Genomic DNA, 17,871 nt, shown 5'->3' on the forward strand with positions numbered 1-17,871 from the left:
CGAAGGTGTCGATCGCCTTCGCGGCGATCGCCATGCGCGGCGCGATCCGCACCGGCCGGGTGCGGGCGGCGGTCAGCATCCATTCGGCTGCCTCTTCCGACGTGAGCGCCGGCATGCCCTCGTAGGCCTTCGTCGGCGCGATCATCGGCGTGGCCACCAGCGGGTAGTACAGCGTCGTCGAGTGCACGCCCTTGTGGCCCCACTCGGTCTCCACGACGCGGCTGACCGCCGAGAGTGCCGCCTTGGACGCGTTGTAGACCGCGAACAGCGGCGACGCCTCCGACAGCACCCCCCACGTCGAGACGTTGATGATGTGGCCGTCGCCGCGCTCGAGCATGCCGGGCGCCAGCCCGCGGATCAGCCGCAGCGGCGCGTAGTAGTTGAGCACGATCGTCCGCTCGACGTCGTGCCAGCGCTCCAGCGACTTGGCCAGCGGCCGGCGGATGGACCGGCCGGCGTTGTTGATCAGGATGTCCACCCCGCCGAGCCGCTTTTCGACGTCGGCGACCAGCGCATCGACGGCGTCCATGTCGGAGACGTCGCACGGCAGGGACAGGGCGGTGCCACCCGCCGTGGTGATCCGTTCCGCGAGCGCGTCGAGCAGCTCCCGTCGACGGGCGACGACGGCCACCGTCGCGCCCGCGCGGCCCAGCAGTTCGGCCGCGGCCTCGCCGATGCCCGACGACGCGCCGGTGAGCAGGATGCGCTTGCCGTTGAGGTCGACCGGCTTAATGGCGGGCCGGTTGATGAGCACCTGCGGGGCCATCGGCGGGCGCATGGTGGCCAGGACCAGCTGATCGGCGATCCGGCGCAGGGGACTCTTGCTCACGAGGGGAGTCTAGGGGCGCCCTTGAATCCCACGAGCGTCACGCCAGCGTGACTCGCTAGAAGTAGCGGGGGAACCGGCTCCAGTCCGGCGGCCGCTTCTCCAGGAAGGCGTCGCGGCCCTCGACGGCCTCATCGGTCATGTAGGCCAGCCGCGTGGCCTCGCCCGCGAACAGCTGCTGGCCGACCAGCCCGTCATCGAGCAGGTTGAAGGCGAACTTCAGCATCCGTTGCGCCTGAGGCGATTTGGCGTTGATCTCGGCGGCCCACTCGATGCCCGCCTTCTCCAGGTCGGCGTGGTCGATGACCGCGTTGACCGCGCCCATGTGGTGCATCTGCTCGGCGGTGTACGCGCGGCCGAGGAAGAAGATCTCGCGGGCGAACTTCTGGCCCACCTGGCGCGCCAGGTACGCGCTGCCATAGCCGCCGTCGAAGCTGCCGACGTCGGCGTCGGTCTGCTTGAACCGGGCGTGCTCGCGGCTGGCCAGGGTGAGGTCGCAGACCACGTGCAGGCTGTGCCCGCCGCCGGCCGCCCAGCCGTTGACCAGGCAGATGACCACCTTGGGCATGAACCGGATCAGCCGCTGCACCTCCAGAATGTGCAGCCGGCCGGCGCGGGCCGGGTCGACGGTCTCGGCGGTGTCGCCGCTCGCGTACTGGTAACCGCTGCGCCCCCGGATGCGCTGATCGCCGCCGGAGCAGAACGCCCAGCCGCCGTCCTTGGGCGACGGACCGTTGCCGGTCAGCAGCACCACGCCGACGTCGGGGGACATCCGCGCGTGGTCGAGCACCCGGTAGAGCTCGTCGACGGTGTGTGGCCGAAACGCGTTGCGCACCTCCGGCCGGTTGAACGCCACCCGCACGGTCGCGTCGGTGGCGTGGCGGTGGTAGGTGATGTCGGTCAGGTCGTCAAAACCTGCCACGGGCCGCCAGGCCTGGGCGTCAAAGGGATTGTCAGTCAAGGCTTTCGAACTCCTATAACGGGTCCAGGCGGAACACGGCGCAGCGGCCGGCCAGGGCTTCGAATTCGTCGGGGCGCCCCTCAGTGACGAGCCCGGCCCGCTTCATGAAGCCGACGCCCGTCGGCACCTCGGTTGGGAAGAGTCGCAGGATCGGGCGCGCGTCGTCGGCGGACAGCTCGGCCATCCGTACCCGCTGGGCGTGACGACCACGCGCGATGGTGGCCTCGCCGGCGGCCCGCACGTTGGCCACCCAGTCGGCGCCGGGGAACCCGGCGACGACGTACTGCCGGCCGTCGACGGTCATGGGGGTCACCGGGGTCGAGCGTGGCGCGCCGGACCTGCGGCCGGGCGCCGTCAGCACGACGGGGCTCTCGCCGCCGAAACTCATTCCCAGCCGCGACATCTGGATGAAGACCTTGTTGGCCGGCTTCAGCCACCACGGCGGTTTGATCGGTTTGCCGCTTCCCATAGGCAGCGACGTTACCTCGCGGCCATTTAGGCGCCGAATGTGAAGTTAGTTTCACACTCGGACGCGAACGTGAAACTAACTTCACGCTCGACGCAGCGCACTTGCGCCGATGGCGTCCAGCCGTTCCAGCGCCTCGGGATCCAGGGTGACGTCGCCCGCGCCGAGGTTTTCCTCGAGGTGCCCGACGGATCGGGTGCCCGGGATCAGCAACGTGTTCGGCGCGTGCGCCAGCAGCCACGCCAAGCCGACCTGGGCGCCGGTGACGCCGAGCTCGCCGGCGATCTCGGCCACCACCGGATGGTCGGCGACCTTCGGAAAGCCGGGGAACGACGATCCCAGCGGGAAGTAGGGCACCCACGCGATGCCCTCGGCCGCGCACAGCTGCAGCGTGTCCTCCTGCGAACGGTCGAGCAGACTGTAGGCGTTCTGCACGCAGGCGATGCCGGCCGGCAACGCGCGGCGCACCACGTCGAGCGGCACGGCGCTGATGCCGATCGCGCCGATCTTGCCCTCGTCGCGCAGCGCGATCATCTCGGCGAGCTGGTCGTCGACGTCCACCTGCTGATCGCCCTCGGCGGCCACGCCGGGGCCGAGGTCCATGCGCCGCAGGTTGACCACCGGGACGCAGTCCAGGCCGAGCTGACGCAGGTCGTCCTCGACTGCGGCGCGCAGCTCGGCGGGCTTTTGCGCCGCCGCCAGCGGCATGGGCTGTTCGCCGGTGAAGCGCGCGCCGACCTTGCTGACGATGACGAGGTCGTCGGCGTAGGGGAACAGCGCCGCCCGGATCCGTCGGTTCACCTCGCCCGGGCCGTAGAACGACGCCGTGTCGACGTGGTTGACCCCGAGCTCGACCGCGCGGCGCAGCACCGCGGCCGCGTCCTCGACGGATGGGGCCTCGAACAACTGCATTGCGCCGTAGCCGATGCGCGCGACGGTCGACCCGCCGATGCTGCCGTGACCGCCGGGCCGTGGTGTGTCCGTCATGAGTGCTCCCTCGTGCCACACTGGAGAAGATGCGGAGGGTCCTCCGCTTATTTGAGCGTAGCAGAAACGGAGGAGCCTCCGCTTGGCCGAGATCCGATCGGACGCGCGCCGCAATCGCGAGCGGCTAATCGAGGTGGCGACGGCGGCGTTCGCCACCGCCGACGGGCGACCGGTGTCGCTGGAGGCCATCGCCCGCGAGGCGGGCGTCGGGATCGGCACGCTCTACCGCCATTTCCCGAATCGAGAGGCGCTGGTGGAGGCGATCTACCGCGCCGAGCTCGACGAAGTGGCCGCGACGGCCGAACGGCTGCTCAAGCGCCACCCGCCCGAGACGGCGTTGCGCCGCTGGATGGACCGCTACGCGTCATTCGTGGCCGCCAAGCGTGGGATGGCGGAGTCGTTGCAGGCGATCTTCGCCTCCGGCGCAATGCAGGCCAACCAGACTCGGGACAGCATCGTCGGCGCCGTCGACCTGCTGTTGCGGGCCGGCGCCGAGGACGGCAGCCTGCGCGCCGACGTGCAGGCCGACGACGTGGTGTCGAGCCTGATCGGCATCTTTTTGGCCAGCGGCTCGCCGGAGCAGACCGGCCGCATGCTCGACCTGCTGGTCGCCGGCATCGCCGCCGCCTGATCACCGAGCGTCACGCCAGCGTGACGGCAGCCGGCGAGCGCCACGCTGGCGTGAAGCTCGGCCGGAAGGCCCTAGCCGACAGCGCGGTCGGCGCCCTCCCAGAACCGCGCGCGCACGGCCTTCTTGTCCGGCTTGCCCAGCGCGGTCACCGGCACCGAGTCGACGACGATCACCTGCTTGGGCGATTGCACCGAACCCTTGCGCTCCTTGACGGCGGACTGGATCTCGACGGTCACCCGCGCCACCGACTCCTCATCGGAGGGGTGGTCGGGCCGCAGCACGATCACGGCGGTGACGGCCTCGCCCCACTTCTCGTCCGGGGTGCCGATCACGCACACCTGCGCGACGGCCGGGTGCTCGGCGACGACGTCCTCGACCTCGCGCGGGAACACGTTGAACCCGCCGGTGACGATCATGTCCTTGACCCGGTCGACGATGAACCAGAAGCCGTCCTCGTCCTCGCGGGCCATGTCACCGGTGTGCAGCCAGCCGTCCTTGAACGTCTTGGCCGTCTCCTCGGGCAGGTTCCAGTACCCGCCGGAAAGCAGCGGCCCGGACACGCAGATCTCGCCGACCTCGCCCTGCGGCACCGGCTTTCCGTCGGCGTCCAGCAGCGCCGTGCGGGCGAACAGGGTGGGCCGCCCGCAGGAGGTGAGCCGCTTCTCGTCGTGGTCCTTCTTGGCCAGGTACGAGATCACCATCGGGGCCTCGGACTGCCCGTAGTACTGGGCGAAGATCGGTCCGAAGCGGCGGATGGCCTCGGCCAGCCGCACCGGGTTCATCGCCGAGGCGCCGTAATAGACGGTTTCCAGCGAGGACAGGTCACGGGTGTGCGAATCCGGGTGGTCCATCAGCGCGTAGATCATCGACGGCACCAGCATGGTCGCGGTGATCTTCTGCTCCTCGATCACCCGCAGCACCTCGGCCGGGTCGAACTTGGTCAGCACCACCAGCTCGCCGCCCTTGATGATCGTCGGCACGAAGAACGCCGCCCCGGCATGCGACAGCGGGGTGCACATCAAAAAGCGCGGGTTCTCCGGCCACTCCCACTCGGCCAACTGGATCGTGGTCATCGTGGTGATCGACTGCGCGGTGCCCAGCACGCCCTTGGGCTTGCCGGTGGTTCCACCGGTGTAGGCCATCCCCCCGATGTGATCGGGCGGCAACTCGGCCGCCACCAACGGCTTCGGCGCATACTTCGCGGCCTCGGCCACCAGGTCCACCGCGGAATCGCCGAGCGCTTCGGGGACCGGCCCGATCGTCAGGATCTGCTTGAGGCCGGGCACCTTCTCCAGCAGGCCGAGCGCCCGCTCGACGAACATCGGGTTCGGGTCGATGATCAGCGACGTCACGCCGGCGTCGCCCAGGACGTAGGCGTGGTCGTCCAGCGAGCCCAGCGGGTGCAGGGCCACCCGTCGGTAGCCCTGCGTCTGGCCGGCGCCGATGATCATCAGCACCTCGGGCCGGTTCAGCGACAGCAGCCCGACGGTCGCGCCGGTGCCCGCACCGAGCGCCTCGAACGCCTGGATGTATTGGCTGATGCGCTCGGCGAGCTGACCGCCGGTCAGCGTGGTGTCGCCGAGATGCAGCACCGGCTTGTTCTTGTTGCGCTTGAGCGCACCGACGGTCAGGTGTCCGGAATGAATGGGATGGCGCAGCAACTCGTCACTCATGGGCCAAGACTAGAACGTGTTGCAATTCCAGTCAGCCACCCCCTCAAGCGACGCCATGATCACTAGCATCCCTGCACATGGCCGCTGCAGATCTCGTCGTCACCGGAACCGTACTGACCGTCGACGAAAAGCGGCCCACCGCCGAGGCGCTCGCGGTCGCCTACGGTCGCATCGTCGCCGTCGGCAGCCGGTCGGAAATTAACGCCCACATCGGCCCCGACACCAAAACGCTCGACTTCGGCGACGGCTGCGTGATGCCCGGATTCGTTGAGGCGCACGGTCATCCGCTGATGGAGGCGCTGGCGCTGTCGGACCGCATCGTCGACATCCGGCCCGTCACCATACGAAAAGCCGACGACGTCGTCGCCGCCGTCCGCGGTGAGGTCGCCGCCAGGGGGGCGGCCGGCGCCTACCTGAACGGCTGGGACCCGCTGCTGCAGTCCGGGTTGCCGCAGCCGACGCTGGCGTGGCTGGACGAGATCGCGCCGGACGGGCCGTTGATCATCATTCACAACTCCGGGCACAAGGCCTATTTCAATTCGCACGCGGCCCGCCGCGCCGGCCTGACCCGCGACACCCCCGATCCCAAGGGCGCCCGGTACGGCCGCGACACGCACGGCGAGCTGGACGGCAGCGCCGAGGAGACCGGCGCGGTGTTCCCGCTGCTGGCCGGGGCCATCGCGCCCGGCGACTATCCGGCGATGCTGCTCGCCGAATGCGCGCGGCTCAACCGTGCCGGCCTGACCACCTGCTCGGAGATGGCCTTCGACCCGGCGTTCGGGCCGGTGGTCGAGCGGCTGCGCGACGAGCTGACGGTCCGGTTGCGCACCTACGAGATCTCCAACCCGCAGATGCACACCGACGCCACTCCCGGCCAGGGCGACGACATGCTGCGCCAGGTCGGCATCAAGATCTGGGTCGACGGCTCGCCGTGGGTCGGCAACATCGCCCTGTCCTTCCCCTACCTGGACACCGACGCCACCCGCACCATCGGGGTGCCGCCCGGTTCCTGCGGACACGCCAACTACACGAAAGAACAACTGAGCGAGATCGTCGGCGCCTACTTCCCGCTGGGCTGGCCGATGGCCTGCCACGTGCAGGGCGACGCCGGGGTGGACACCATCCTCGACGTCTACGAGGAGGCGCTTCAGCGCCACCCGCGCCGCGACCACCGGCTGCGGCTCGAGCACGTCGGCGCCATCCGGCCCGAGCAGCTGCGGCGCGCCGCCGACCTCGGGGTCACCTGCAGCATCTTCGTGGACCAGATCCACTACTGGGGCGACATCATCGTCGACGGCCTGTTCGGTCCCGAGCGTGGATCCCGTTGGATGCCAGCCGGTTCCGCGGTCGCCACCGGCATGCGCATCTCGTTGCACAACGACCCACCGGTCACGCCCGAGGAGCCGTTGCGCAACATCAGCGTCGCGGTCACCCGCACGGCGCCCAGCGGCCGGGTGCTGGCGCCCGAGGAGCGGTTGACGGTCGATCAGGCGATCCGCGCGCAGACCATCGACGCGGCGTGGCAGTTGTTCGCCGACGACGTGGTCGGCTCGCTGGAGGTGGGCAAGTACGCCGACCTGGTGGTGCTGTCGGCCGATCCGCGGACCGTGCCGCCCGAGGAGATCGCCGACCTTGCGGTGCGCGCGACGTTCCTGGCGGGCCGCCAGGTCTACGGCCAGTGACGCCCACGCGCCCGCCCCGCCTGCAAGACCTGCTGGACCGCCTGCACGTGGTCGCGTTGCCGATGCGGGTGCGGTTTCGCGGCATCACGACCCGGGAGGTCGCGCTGATCGAGGGCCCCGCGGGTTGGGGCGAGTTCGGGGCCTTCCTGGAGTACGCGCCGCCCGAGGCCGCGCATTGGCTGGCCGCCGGCATCGAGGCCGCCTACCGCCCGCCGCCGCCACGACGGCGGGACCGCATCCCGATCAACGCCACCGTCCCGGCCGTCGACGCCGCCCGGGTGGGCGAGGTGCTGGCCCGGTTCCCGGGTGCCCGCACCGCCAAGGTGAAGGTCGCCGAGCCCGGCCAGACGCTGGCCGACGACGTCGAGCGGGTCAACGCCGTGCGCGAACTCGTGCCGACCGTGCGGGTGGACGCCAATGGCGGCTGGACCGTCGAGCAGGCGGTGCGGGCGGCCACCGCCCTGACCGCCGACGGCCCGCTGGAATACCTCGAACAACCGTGCGCGACCGTCGATGAGCTCGCGGCACTGCGCGCGCGGGTCGGCGTGCCGATCGCCGCCGACGAAAGCATCCGCAAGGCCGACGACCCGCTCGCCGTCGTCCGCGCCCGCGCCGCCGACATCGCGGTGCTCAAAGTGGGCCCGCTGGGCGGCATTTCGGGCATGCTCGCGATCGCCGCGCAGATCGACATCCCGGTCGTGGTCTCCAGCGCGATCGACTCGGCGGTCGGCATCAGCCATGGCCTGGCCGCCGCGGCGGCCCTGCCGGTACTGCGCCACGCGTGCGGGCTCGGCACCGGCGGGCTGTTCGTCGAGGACGTCGCCGACGTTGCCGGCCCCGTCGACGGCACCCTGGCGGTCGGGCCGGTCACCCCCGACCCGGCGCGGCTGCGGGCCCTCGCGGCGCCCGCGGAGCGGCGGCAATGGTGGATCGACCGGGTCAAGGCCTGCCACGCACTCCTTGTACCGTCGTCCGAGTGATCAACCTGGCTTACGACGACCGCGGCTCCGGTGAGCCGGTGGTGTTCATCAGCGGCCACGGCGGGGCCGGCCGGACCTGGCAGCCGTATCAGGTCCCCGCGTTCCTGGCGGCCGGCTACCGCGTCATCACCTTCGACAATCGGGGCATCGGCGCCACGGAGAACGCGCAGGGTTTCACGACGCAGACCATGGTGGCCGACACTGCCGCGCTGATCGAGGGACTGAACGCCGCCCCTGCCCGCATCGTGGGGATGTCGATGGGTGCGTTCATCGCCCAGGAACTCATGCTCGCGCGGCCCGAACTCGTCAGCTCCGCGGTGTTGATGGGCACCCGGGGCCGCATGGACAAAACCCGCGAGTTCTTCCGCGACGCCGAGGCCGAGCTGGCCGACGCCGGTGTCCAGGTGCCGAGCTCGTACGAGGCGAAAATCCGCCTGCTGGAAAACTTTTCGCACAAGACGCTCAACGACGACGTCGCGGTCGCGGACTGGATCGCCATGTTCAGCATGTGGCCCGTCAAGGCCACCCCGGGAACGCGTTGCCAGCTCGACATCGCCCCGCACACCAACCGGTTGCCGGCGTACCGCAGCATCGCGACGCCGGTACTGGTGATCGGCTTCTCCGACGACGTGTTGACCCCGCCCTACCTCGGGCGCGAGGTCGCCGATGCGCTGCCCAACGGCCGTTACGTGCAGATCCCCGACGCCGGCCACCTCGGCTTCTTCGAGCGCCCGGACGCCGTCAACGAGGCGGCGCTCAAGTTCTTCGCCAGCAACTAGTTCTTTGGGGTTGTGACAGGCTGTAGGAGTGAACCCCTCGACGACACAGGCTCGCGTCGTCGTTGACGAGCTGATCCGCGGCGGCGTCCGCGACGTGGTGCTGTGCCCCGGGTCGCGCAACGCGCCGCTGGCGTTCGCGCTGCAGGACGCGGACCGGTCCGGCAGGATCCGGCTGCACGTCCGCATCGACGAGCGCACCGCCGGCTACCTGGCCATCGGGCTGGCGATCGCCGCCGGCGCCCCGGTGTGCGTCGCGATGACGTCGGGCACCGCGGTGGCCAACCTCGGGCCGGCCGTGGTGGAGGCCAACTACGCGCGGGTGCCCCTGATCGTGCTGTCGGCCAACCGGCCCTACGAAATGCTGGGCACCGGGGCCAACCAGACCATGGAACAGCTGGGCTATTTCGGCACCCAGGTCCGCGCGGCCATCAGCCTGGGCCTGGCCGAGGACGCGCCCGAACGGCTGGACGCCCTCAACGCCACCTGGCGATCGGCCACCTGCCGGGTCCTGACTGCCGCCACGGGATCTCGCACGGCCAACGCCGGCCCGGTGCAGTTCGACATCCCGCTGCGCGAACCCCTGGTGCCGGGTCCCGAGCCGCACGGCGCCGCGGTTCCACAGGGACGGCCCAGCGGACGGCCGTGGACGTACACGCCGCCGGTCACGTTCGACCAGCCGCTGGACATCGACCTGTCGCCCGACACCGTCGTCATCGCCGGACACGGCGCGGGCGCGCACCCCAACCTCGCGGAGTTGCCGACCGTCGCCGAGCCGACGGCGCCCGCCCCGGCCAACCCCCTGCACCCGCTGGCCCTGCCGCTGCTGCGTCCCAGGCAGGTGATCATGCTCGGCCGCCCGACGTTGCACCGGCCGGTCTCGGCGCTGCTGGCCGACCCGAAGGTGCCGGTCTACGCGCTGACCACCGGGCCGCGCTGGCCGGACGTCTCGGGCAACTCGCAGGCGACCGGCACGCGGGCGGTGACCAGCGGGACGCCGAATCCGGCATGGCTGAAGCGCTGCGCGGAGCTCAACAGGCACGCGATCGAAGCGGTGCGCGGCCAACTCGAGGCGCATCCGCTCACCACCGGCCTGCACGTGGCCGCCGCGGTGGCCGACGCACTGCGGCCGGGAGATCAGCTGGTGCTCGGCGCATCCAACCCGGTCCGCGACGCGGCGCTGGTCGGCCTGGACACGCACGGCATCCAGGTTCGCTCCAACCGCGGGGTTGCCGGCATCGACGGCACCGTTTCCACCGCGATCGGGGCCGCCCTCGCGTACGAGGGACGCACCGTCGCGCTGATCGGCGACCTGACGTTCGTCCACGACAGCTCCGGCCTGCTGATCGGCCCCACCGAGCCGACGCCGCGCAAGCTGACCATCGTGGTCTCCAACGACAACGGCGGCGGCATCTTCGAACTGCTCGAGCAGGGCGATCCGCGGTTCTCCGACGTGTCGTCGCGAATCTTCGGAACGCCGCACGACGTCGACGTGGGCGCTCTGTGCCGCGCCTATCACGTTGAGAGCCGCCAGATCGAGGTGGATCAGCTCAGCGCCGCCCTCGACGAGCCGGCAACCGGGATGCGGGTGCTGGAGGTCAAGGCCGACCGGTCCTCGCTGCGACAGCTGCATGCGGCCATCAAGGCGGCCCTGTGAGGGTTTCGTGAACTACCCGAAACGGGTGCTGCACATACTGATTCACGGCCGCAGCGATAAGCCGCCGAGCACCCCGTCAAGGATTGCGTTGCGCTGGGCGCGGATTGCGGTGCTGATCGTGGCCGGCTTGGTCACTTTGCAATCGGTCCTGCTCGTCGCGGGCGCGTGGCGCGATGACCTTGCGATCCAACACAACATGGGGGTGGCGCAGGCCGAGGTGCTCAGTGCCGGGCCGCGCCGCTCCACCATCGAATTCGTAACACCCGAGCGGGTCACGTATCGACCCGAGCTCGGCGTGCTGTACCCGTCGCATCTGGCCACGGGCATGCGGATCTACGTCGAGTACAACAAGAACGACCCGAATCTGGTTCGCGTGCAGCACCGCAACGCCGGGCTGGCCATCATCCCGGCGGGGTCGATCGCGGTGGTGTGCTGGCTGACGGCGACGGTCCTCCTGGTAGGCCTGGCGATGCTGGACAAGCTGCTGGATCGTCGCGCTGAGGCGGAAATCACACCCGCCTAGCGGGGTTCAAAGCGCCCGACCAGCAGATTTCGCGCGACGTATGCCCGCAGGCAACCTTCGCGACAGCCAGCGCTGACAACGTAGTGGTGTGCGCGTTGCCATCGTCGCCGAATCGTTCCTGCCGGAAGTCAATGGTGTCAGCAACTCGGTGCTCCGGATACTCGAGCACCTGCGCTTGACCGGTCACGAAGCCCTAGTCATCGCCCCGGACACCCCTCCCGGTCAAACCCCGGCGGATCGCATCCACGACGGGATCCGCGTACATCGGGTGCCCTCGCGCATGTTTCCCAAAGTGACCACGCTGCCCCTGGGTGTGCCGATGCCCCGGATGGTGAGCGTGTTACGCGGATTCGATCCGCACGTCGTGCATTTGGCCTCGCCGGCGCTGCTCGGTTACGGCGGCGTGAAGGCGGCCCGGTGGCTGGGGGTCCCGACGGTCGCCGTGTATCAAACGGACGTACCGGGTTTCGCGGCGAGCTATGGCATTCCCATGACGGCACGGGCCGCGTGGGCCTGGTTCCGCCATCTGCACAGCCTCGCCGACCGAACCTTGGCGCCGTCCAGTGTGACAATGGAATCACTTGTGGCGCATCGCTTCCCGCGGGTTCACCACTGGGCGCGCGGGGTCGACGTGCTGCGGTTCGCCCCCTCGGCGCGTGACGAGACGCTCAGGCGGCGATGGTCGCCGCAAGCCAAGCCGATCGTTGGCTTTGTTGGCCGGTTGGCGCCCGAGAAGCATGTCGAGCGGCTGATCCCGCTGGCGGCCCGAGACGACGTGCAACTCGTCATCGTCGGTGACGGCGTCGATCGGAACAAGCTGCAAAAGGCAATGCCGACAGCCGTTTTCACGGGTGCGCTGTATGGCGAAGAACTCGCGACGGCGTACGCCAGCATGGACGTCTTCGTGCATCCCGGCGAGCACGAAACGTTTTGCCAAGTCGTGCAGGAAGCGCTGGCGTCGGGGTTGCCGGTGATCGCCCCCGACGCCGGCGGCCCACGCGACCTCGTCACGCCGTGGCGCACCGGCTTGTTGCTGGGTGTCGGCGAATTCGAGGCGAGGTTGCCCGCGGCCGTCACCCATTTGATCGACGAACGCCACCGCTACGCGCTGGCCGCCCGGCGCAGCGTGCTCGGCCGCAGCTGGCCGGTCATCTGTGACGAGCTGCTCGGCCATTATGAGGCGGTGCTCTCGCCGTTTGCCCGCAGGCGGATGTTCGCCAAGCGGTACGCGCAGGGCGGTTGAGCCAACGGTCGGCCCGGCGCCGGCCCACCCGCACGACGATTTGCTGTCGTCAGCTCGGCTGAATGCTTCTCGTGGCCGTGTCTTGGGCTTAACATCCAAGTTTGGTGCCGGATCGGCGCGGCAAGGGCTCTGATTCGCAGGGGCAGATCGGCCTGATAGGAGGGCTCAGTATGTCTTCCCATCTGGAGGTGTGGAAACCGTCAGGGCGGGAGCTGATCGCGCTGAGCGGTGAACGAATGACCCTCGGCAAGTCCTTGACCAACGCGGTGTCGTTGGAGCACGACCCGACCGTGTCCCGCGTGCACGCCGTCTTGGAGAACTTCGGTCAAGCGTGGTCGGTGCGCGATCTCGGTAGCCGCAACGGCACCTATGTCAACGGAGAAAAGATCACCGCGGAGCGGATTCTGCGGTCTGGCGACGAATTGCGGCTCGGCAGTTCACGGTTGGTGTTCTGGATGACCAGGGGTGCGGACGATGCACCGGGCGATCAGGAAACCGAAACCGGCAAGTCCATCCTGCGGCCGCCTCGGATGACCCAGCGCGAACTCGACGTCCTCAAAGTCTTGTGTCGCCCCTTTGTCTCCGATGACCCGTTTCCCGAGCCCGCATCGGTTCGCCGGATGGCCCAGGAGCTATTCGTCACGGAGGCGGCCGTCAAGCAACACCTGCAACACCTGTACGACAAGTTCGGCATCAACGCCGACGGAGATCGCCGGGTCCGGCTGGCCAATGCGGCCATCCGGCTCGGTGCCGTCAACCGCTCCATGCTGCGTGACCGTCGTACGCAACGGTGAGCGGCCGGGTGATTAGGAGACCTTGCCGAGCACCCCGCCGCCGAGCATGGCGACCGCATTGAGGGCACTGCGACGGTATTCGTCACAGGTGGGGCACGAGTCGATATGGCGGGCAATGCGTTTCCGCATCAGCACGGTGAACTCTTCGTCCCAGCCCGACAACTCCGCGGCGAGCCGGGGGCACCCGTTCCGCGGGGCGCGCCTTGCCACCAATAGCGCACCCAGCGAGCGCTCGATGGTGTCGCGCAGCCGCTGCAGGAGCTTCTTGGTGGAGTCATAGCTGATGCCGAGCGCCTGCGCGAGCTCGGTTCCGGTCACGCCGCGGCGGTAGGCAAGATCCAGCACGTGCCGGTCCCGCTCGGACAATCCGCCGGCGGCCTGGTCGATCAACTGGCGGAGTTCGTTCTGGGCCGTCAGCGTAAACGGCCCCGGACCCGTCGCCACATCGTCGGGCAGCTCGTCACAGGCGGCCTCCCGGCGACGTTCGGATAGCACCCGCAGGGCGCGGCGACGGGCGATGGCGTACAGCCACGGCCTCAGCTTGTCCACGTCACGCAGCTTCGGCAACTCCGTCGTCGCGATGCAGAAGACCTCCTGCACGCAGTCGGAGGCCGCGTGGCGGTCACGCAGCATGCCGACGCAGTAGGCGTGCAGTGGGGCTGCATAGCGGTTGTAAATGCCGGCCAACGCCGCGCGATCGCCATTCGCCGCGGCGCGAGCGAGGTCCGTGTCGCTGATGATGCGGTTCTTCGGCACCGTGGTCATGAAAGTCATGACTGAAATGCTCGTGGTTGGTGGGTGATTTGGTAATTACCGCGGAAGCCAGTTTCCCCTTCCACAAGGGAAGGGTTTCCTACCCATTTGGTAAGGGTCGGTCCTGGAGCACGCGTAAGCCCACCGAGCCCGGGGTGGGCCCGCTCATAGGTAGGAGCGCCGGCGACGTCCAGGGATTACACTTTTTCGCCAGGGTTGCGCGGGTTCGTCGGCGCGACGCCCATTCGCTAACCTGACTGCAGGTAAGTGGCGAGGCGAAAGAGTTGACCCGCAACAGGAATGGAAGCGCAGCGATGATTACGACACGTGCCGAAGCGGCGCAATACGTCAAAGATGCCGGAGGTTTGAAGCTCGTCGTTTTTGGAGCCGACGGGCACGAGGTTGCAGCGATGTTCGTGCAAGGATCGGTGACCTACAACCCGGAGGAATCGACCTTCATCGCCGTCGCCGAGGACGGCCACCCGGTGGGCGAGCTGTTCGTGGACGAGTCGGTCGATTATGACGAGAACATCGATGCCTTCGTGATCCGCGCCCCGCGTTAGTCATCGAGGCGAGCCCCGCTCGCCAGCACCGAGCGGCCCACCACCACCGCCGCCATCGGCTGGTCCCTGAGCCGGTCGTCGCCGGCTACCCCTGCGCCAACTCGGCGACGGGCTGCCATTCCTCCCAGGTGCGCAGCCGGCTTTCATAGTCGGCCTTGGCCGTCGCCAGCGGCGAAGCGCCGAAAAACACTCGCAGCGGCGGCTTTTCGGCATCGACTACCTTCAGCAATGCGGAGGCGGATGCCTCCGGGTTGCCCGGGCTGGCCCAGCGCCTGCTGCGCTCGGCCTGGACGGCGGCGCGAACGTCGTCGTACGCCGGCAGTGGATCGGCGTGCTTGGCCGAATCTCCGGCCCAGTCGGTGTCGAAGCCGCCGGGCTCGATCAACGTGACGTGCACGCCGAACGGGGCGACCTCCAGGGCAAGCGCCTGCGAGAAACCTTCCAGCGCCCACTTCGACGCGTGATACATGCCGACCAACGGGAACGCGGTGATTCCCCCGATCGAGGAGACCTGGATGATGTGACCGCTGCGCTGCTCGCGCAGGTACGGCAACGCGGCCTGGGTGATCCACAGTGCCCCAAAGACGTTCGTCTCTATCTGATCGCGGGCCTCTTGCTCGGAGAGCTCCTCGACGAAGCCGAACTGTCCGTAGCCGGCGTTGTTGACGACGATGTCCAGCCGCCCGAAGTGGTCGTGCGCCTGCTTGACCGCGGCGAAGTCCGCGTCCCGGTCGGTGACGTCCAAACGGATCGGCAACAGCGCGTCGCCGTACTTCTCGGCCAAGTCGTCCAGCGATGCCGTGTTGCGTGCCGTCGCGGCGACCTTATCCCCACGCTCCAGCGCCGCTTTCGCCCACGCCCGTCCGAAACCCCGCGATGTACCGGTGATAAACCAAACTTTTTCAGTCACGCAGCGGTACAACGCCGATGTCGCCACGTAATTCCCGGCGGGTAGCGTCTTCACCGTGAATCGCGCGGCGTTGGATAAGGACCCCCGGGATGTCGCGTCGATGTTCGACGGCGTCGCCCGCCGCTATGACGTGACCAACACCCTGCTGTCGCTGGGGCAGGACCGGTATTGGCGCAAGGCCACCCGCTCGGCGCTGGCGATCGGGCCCGGACAGAAGGTGTTGGACCTGGCCGCGGGCACCGCGGTATCCACGGTCGAGCTCGAGAAATCGGGGGCGTGGTGTGTGGCGGCCGATTTCTCGGTCGGCATGCTCGCGGCCGGTGCCGCGCGCAACGTGCCCAAAATCGCCGCCGACGCCATGCGGCTGCCGTTCGGTGACGACGTATTCGACGCTGTCACAATCAGTTTCGGTTTGCGAAATGTCGTGGACCCTCGGGCCGCGCTGCGCGAGATGGCGCGCGTCGCCCGTCCGGGTGGGCGATTGGTGGTGTGCGAATTCTCCACGCCCACCAATGGGATCTTCGCCACGGCCTACAAGGAATATTTGATGCGGGCGCTGCCGCGGGTGGCGCGCGCGGTCTCAAGCAACCCGGATGCCTACGTCTACCTCGCGGAGTCGATCAGGGCGTGGCCGGACCAGGCGAGCCTGGCGCACGACATTTCCCGTGCCGGATGGGCGGCGGTCCGGTGGCGCAACCTCACCGGTGGCATCGTGGCCTTACACGCGGGATACAAGCCCCTGCGTTGAGAACGAGCTAGTGGGTACCGGCCCGCTGGACGAAGCCGATCTGGTCGGGGCAGTAGTGGTCAACCGCGGCGCCGAGGAACTGGAACGCCTGGCCCTGGGTGGTGCCCCGCGGCAGGTTCCGCTGAATGAAAGTGGCCGACTTGTACGGGTCGCCGTCCACGCCCCTGGCGATCCGTTCGCACGTGATCTTGCCCAGCCACGCGAGCTGGTCTTGCGGCTGGTAGATGCCGAAGCCGTTGACGGTGTTCTTGAACGGCGCGTCTTGGTCGTTGGGCGGCGGCGGGGAGGCCAGCGCCGGAGCGGCCAACGCGATGGCGTCGGCGGCCAGGCCGCCGATGGTAGCTAGCTTCGTTCCCCTCATTAGCCGGACTATACACCTCGGATCCGGGGCGCGCCGAAAAATCCCCGACGGCGGCAAGCGCACCGGAAGGCCAGTTTACGCACGTCAACGGGGGTATTCGATTGGTTCAGGCGAACGGCACCCGGCGATCGATGAGCCGGGACAGCCGCCCGCCGGCCCGCCAGGCCCGCGCCACCCAGTCGGCGTCGTCATCGGTGACCAGGTTGGCCATCACCCGCACGGCGATGGTCATCAGCTTCGGGGAGCGCATCGCAATGGGTCCCGTCGCGGGCAGGAACCGCTGAAAGGTCAGCAACAAGGCCAGCCGGCGCGCGACCGAGAACCCCCGGCCGTAGTGCTGCTGCAGCAGCGACGGCCACACGTGCGAGAGATCGCGACAGTCCAGCAGTTCGGCCGCCAGCCGCCCCGTTTCCAGCCCATAGTCGATGCCCTCGCCGTTCAGGGGGTTGACGCAGGCCGCGGCGTCGCCGATCAGCATCCAGTTGGGCCCGGCCACCCCGGACACCGCGCCGCCCATCGGCAGCAGCGCCGACGACACGGCCCGCGGGGGCCCGGCGAAGCCCCACTCGTCGCGGCGCAGGTCGGTGTAGTAGTTGATCAGCGGTCGCAGCGCGAGATCGGCCGGCCGTTTCACCGTCGACAATGCCCCGACGCCGATGTTCACTTCCCCGTTGCCCAGCGGGAAGATCCAGCCGTAACCCGGCAACACTGCGCCGTCGGGGGAGCGCAGCTCCAGATGCGACGTCAGCCACGGGTCGTCGGCGCGCGGAGTGGCCAGATATCCGCGGGCCGCGACGCCATAAACCGTCTCCTGATGCCAGCGCCGACCCAGCTTGCGGCCCAGCGACGACCGGGCCCCGTCGGCCACGATCAATTGCCGGCAACCGACCTCCGTGCCGTCGGCCAACGTCAGCGACACCACTCGCCTGGATGAGTCATGATGCACCGCAACGGCTTTCGTTCCCAGCATCATCCGCGCACCGGAATCCTCTGCGACTTTGCGGATCCGGTCGTCCAACTCGAGACGGGCCACCGCACTGCCGGTCGAGGGAAACGACGGGCCCGGCCAGTCGACTTCCACCTCGCCGCCGAACCCGCTCATCCGCAGGCCGCGGTGCCGGATGCGGGTGTCCAGCCAGTCGGCCAGCCCCAGTCGCTCGCACTCGGCGACCGCGCGCGGGGTCAGCCCGTCACCGCAGGGCTTGTCCCGGGGAAAGCTGGCGGAGTCGATGACCAGGACGTCGTTGCCCGCGCGTGCGGCCCACGCGGCGGCAGCCGAACCGGCGGGTCCGGCGCCCACGACCACCAGGTCGGCTTGGGTCTCCACGCTCACCAGT

19 protein-coding genes are annotated in these 17,871 nt (G+C 69.1%); 10 read left to right on the forward strand and 9 right to left on the reverse strand.

The genetic code is table 11. The features are described 5' to 3' along the window. The 4 genes from A5711_RS22645 to A5711_RS22660 form a co-directional block, all read right to left on the reverse strand. The coding region (locus A5711_RS22645; protein WP_067950506.1) for an SDR family oxidoreductase at positions 1 to 829 on the reverse strand (829 nt) is incomplete at its 3' end. A gap of 55 nt (positions 830 to 884) precedes the next feature. Continuing rightward, positions 885 to 1,787: a 1,4-dihydroxy-2-naphthoyl-CoA synthase gene (locus tag A5711_RS22650; protein ID WP_067950508.1), complete on the reverse strand. Its 903-nt coding sequence runs from the start codon at positions 1,785 to 1,787 to the stop codon at positions 885 to 887. Positions 1,788 to 1,800: 13 nt separating this feature from the next. Next, entirely contained in the window at positions 1,801 to 2,256 is a 456-nt protein-coding gene (locus A5711_RS22655) for a nitroreductase family deazaflavin-dependent oxidoreductase (protein WP_067950510.1), read from the reverse strand. A gap of 81 nt (positions 2,257 to 2,337) precedes the next feature. Next, positions 2,338 to 3,240 (reverse strand): aldo/keto reductase, encoded by a 903-nt coding sequence (locus A5711_RS22660; protein ID WP_067950512.1) that lies wholly within the window; start codon positions 3,238 to 3,240, stop codon positions 2,338 to 2,340. Between the two features lie 82 nt (positions 3,241 to 3,322). On the opposite strand from A5711_RS22660, the gene A5711_RS22665 reads away from it, so the two are divergent. Then, positions 3,323 to 3,871 (forward strand): TetR/AcrR family transcriptional regulator, encoded by a 549-nt coding sequence (locus tag A5711_RS22665; protein ID WP_067749182.1) that lies wholly within the window; start codon positions 3,323 to 3,325, stop codon positions 3,869 to 3,871. 71 nt (positions 3,872 to 3,942) lie between these two features. Here A5711_RS22665 and fadD8 read toward each other — a convergent pair whose 3' ends face one another. Beyond that, positions 3,943 to 5,544 (reverse strand): fatty-acid--CoA ligase FadD8, encoded by a 1,602-nt coding sequence (fadD8, locus tag A5711_RS22670; protein WP_067950514.1) that lies wholly within the window; start codon positions 5,542 to 5,544, stop codon positions 3,943 to 3,945. Positions 5,545 to 5,621: 77 nt separating this feature from the next. On the opposite strand from fadD8, the gene A5711_RS22675 reads away from it, so the two are divergent. The 7 genes from A5711_RS22675 (at position 5,622) to A5711_RS22705 (ending at position 13,199) form a co-directional block, all read left to right on the forward strand. Next, positions 5,622 to 7,226, forward strand: coding sequence for an amidohydrolase (locus A5711_RS22675; protein WP_067950516.1), 1,605 nt, complete (start codon positions 5,622 to 5,624; stop codon positions 7,224 to 7,226). Then, the gene (locus A5711_RS22680; RefSeq protein ID WP_067950518.1) at positions 7,223 to 8,206 is read left to right on the forward strand and encodes an o-succinylbenzoate synthase; all 984 of its coding nucleotides are present in this window, start codon (positions 7,223 to 7,225) and stop codon (positions 8,204 to 8,206) included. The genes A5711_RS22675 and A5711_RS22680 overlap by 4 nt, the downstream gene beginning before the upstream one ends. After that, a complete protein-coding gene (locus tag A5711_RS22685; protein WP_067950520.1) occupies positions 8,203 to 8,985 on the forward strand; it encodes an alpha/beta fold hydrolase in 783 nt (260 codons plus the stop codon). The genes A5711_RS22680 and A5711_RS22685 overlap by 4 nt, the downstream gene beginning before the upstream one ends. Before the next feature lie 28 nt (positions 8,986 to 9,013). After that, complete coding sequence (gene menD, locus A5711_RS22690) at positions 9,014 to 10,639, forward strand: 2-succinyl-5-enolpyruvyl-6-hydroxy-3-cyclohexene-1-carboxylic-acid synthase (RefSeq protein ID WP_067950522.1); 1,626 nt, start codon at positions 9,014 to 9,016, stop codon at positions 10,637 to 10,639. 7 nt (positions 10,640 to 10,646) lie between these two features. Next, positions 10,647 to 11,162 carry a DUF3592 domain-containing protein gene (locus A5711_RS22695; protein WP_156745031.1) on the forward strand — a complete coding sequence of 172 codons (516 nt, stop codon included), beginning with the start codon at positions 10,647 to 10,649 and terminating at the stop codon, positions 11,160 to 11,162. An 88-nt stretch (positions 11,163 to 11,250) separates the two neighbouring features. Beyond that, positions 11,251 to 12,405, forward strand: a complete 1,155-nt coding sequence (locus A5711_RS22700) for a glycosyltransferase family 1 protein (RefSeq protein WP_067950526.1) — start codon at positions 11,251 to 11,253, stop codon at positions 12,403 to 12,405. Between the two features lie 170 nt (positions 12,406 to 12,575). Beyond that, positions 12,576 to 13,199, forward strand: coding sequence for an FHA domain-containing protein (locus A5711_RS22705; RefSeq protein WP_067950528.1), 624 nt, complete (start codon positions 12,576 to 12,578; stop codon positions 13,197 to 13,199). Between the two features lie 12 nt (positions 13,200 to 13,211). Here A5711_RS22705 and A5711_RS22710 read toward each other — a convergent pair whose 3' ends face one another. After that, entirely contained in the window at positions 13,212 to 13,973 is a 762-nt protein-coding gene (locus tag A5711_RS22710) for an RNA polymerase sigma factor (protein WP_067950530.1), read from the reverse strand. Between the two features lie 263 nt (positions 13,974 to 14,236). Here A5711_RS22710 and A5711_RS22715 point away from each other — a divergent pair, with 263 nt between their 5' ends. Next, a complete protein-coding gene (locus A5711_RS22715; RefSeq protein ID WP_231972142.1) occupies positions 14,237 to 14,515 on the forward strand; it encodes a hypothetical protein in 279 nt (92 codons plus the stop codon). An 85-nt stretch (positions 14,516 to 14,600) separates the two neighbouring features. Here the strand turns inward: A5711_RS22715 and A5711_RS22720 are convergent, their stop codons facing one another. Next, a complete protein-coding gene (locus tag A5711_RS22720) occupies positions 14,601 to 15,425 on the reverse strand; it encodes an SDR family oxidoreductase (protein WP_067950559.1) in 825 nt (274 codons plus the stop codon). Between the two features lie 55 nt (positions 15,426 to 15,480). Here A5711_RS22720 and A5711_RS22725 point away from each other — a divergent pair, with 55 nt between their 5' ends. Continuing rightward, on the forward strand, positions 15,481 to 16,173 hold the full coding sequence (locus A5711_RS22725) for a demethylmenaquinone methyltransferase (RefSeq protein ID WP_067950534.1): 693 nt from the start codon (positions 15,481 to 15,483) through the stop codon (positions 16,171 to 16,173). 7 nt (positions 16,174 to 16,180) lie between these two features. Here the strand turns inward: A5711_RS22725 and A5711_RS22730 are convergent, their stop codons facing one another. Continuing rightward, complete coding sequence (locus A5711_RS22730) at positions 16,181 to 16,534, reverse strand: DUF732 domain-containing protein (protein WP_067950536.1); 354 nt, start codon at positions 16,532 to 16,534, stop codon at positions 16,181 to 16,183. Between the two features lie 106 nt (positions 16,535 to 16,640). Beyond that, on the reverse strand, positions 16,641 to 17,867 hold the full coding sequence (gene menJ / locus A5711_RS22735; protein WP_067950538.1) for a menaquinone reductase: 1,227 nt from the start codon (positions 17,865 to 17,867) through the stop codon (positions 16,641 to 16,643). Positions 17,868 to 17,871 lie beyond the last annotated feature (4 nt).

The organism is Mycobacterium sp. E2238, assembly GCF_001672665.1.
GTDB lineage: Bacteria > Actinomycetota > Actinomycetes > Mycobacteriales > Mycobacteriaceae > Mycobacterium.

Coding starts and splice junctions, on each gene's coding strand:
- A5711_RS22655 (WP_067950510.1), bottom strand. CDS start 2,256: ATGGGAAGCGGCAAACCGATCAAACCGCCGTGGTGGCTGAAGCCGGCC.
- A5711_RS22660 (WP_067950512.1), bottom strand. CDS start 3,240: ATGACGGACACACCACGGCCCGGCGGTCACGGCAGCATCGGCGGGTCG.
- fadD8 (WP_067950514.1), bottom strand. CDS start 5,544: ATGAGTGACGAGTTGCTGCGCCATCCCATTCATTCCGGACACCTGACC.
- A5711_RS22675 (WP_067950516.1), top strand. CDS start 5,622: ATGGCCGCTGCAGATCTCGTCGTCACCGGAACCGTACTGACCGTCGAC.
- A5711_RS22705 (WP_067950528.1), top strand. CDS start 12,576: ATGTCTTCCCATCTGGAGGTGTGGAAACCGTCAGGGCGGGAGCTGATC.
- A5711_RS22710 (WP_067950530.1), bottom strand. CDS start 13,973: ATGACTTTCATGACCACGGTGCCGAAGAACCGCATCATCAGCGACACG.
- A5711_RS22730 (WP_067950536.1), bottom strand. CDS start 16,534: ATGAGGGGAACGAAGCTAGCTACCATCGGCGGCCTGGCCGCCGACGCC.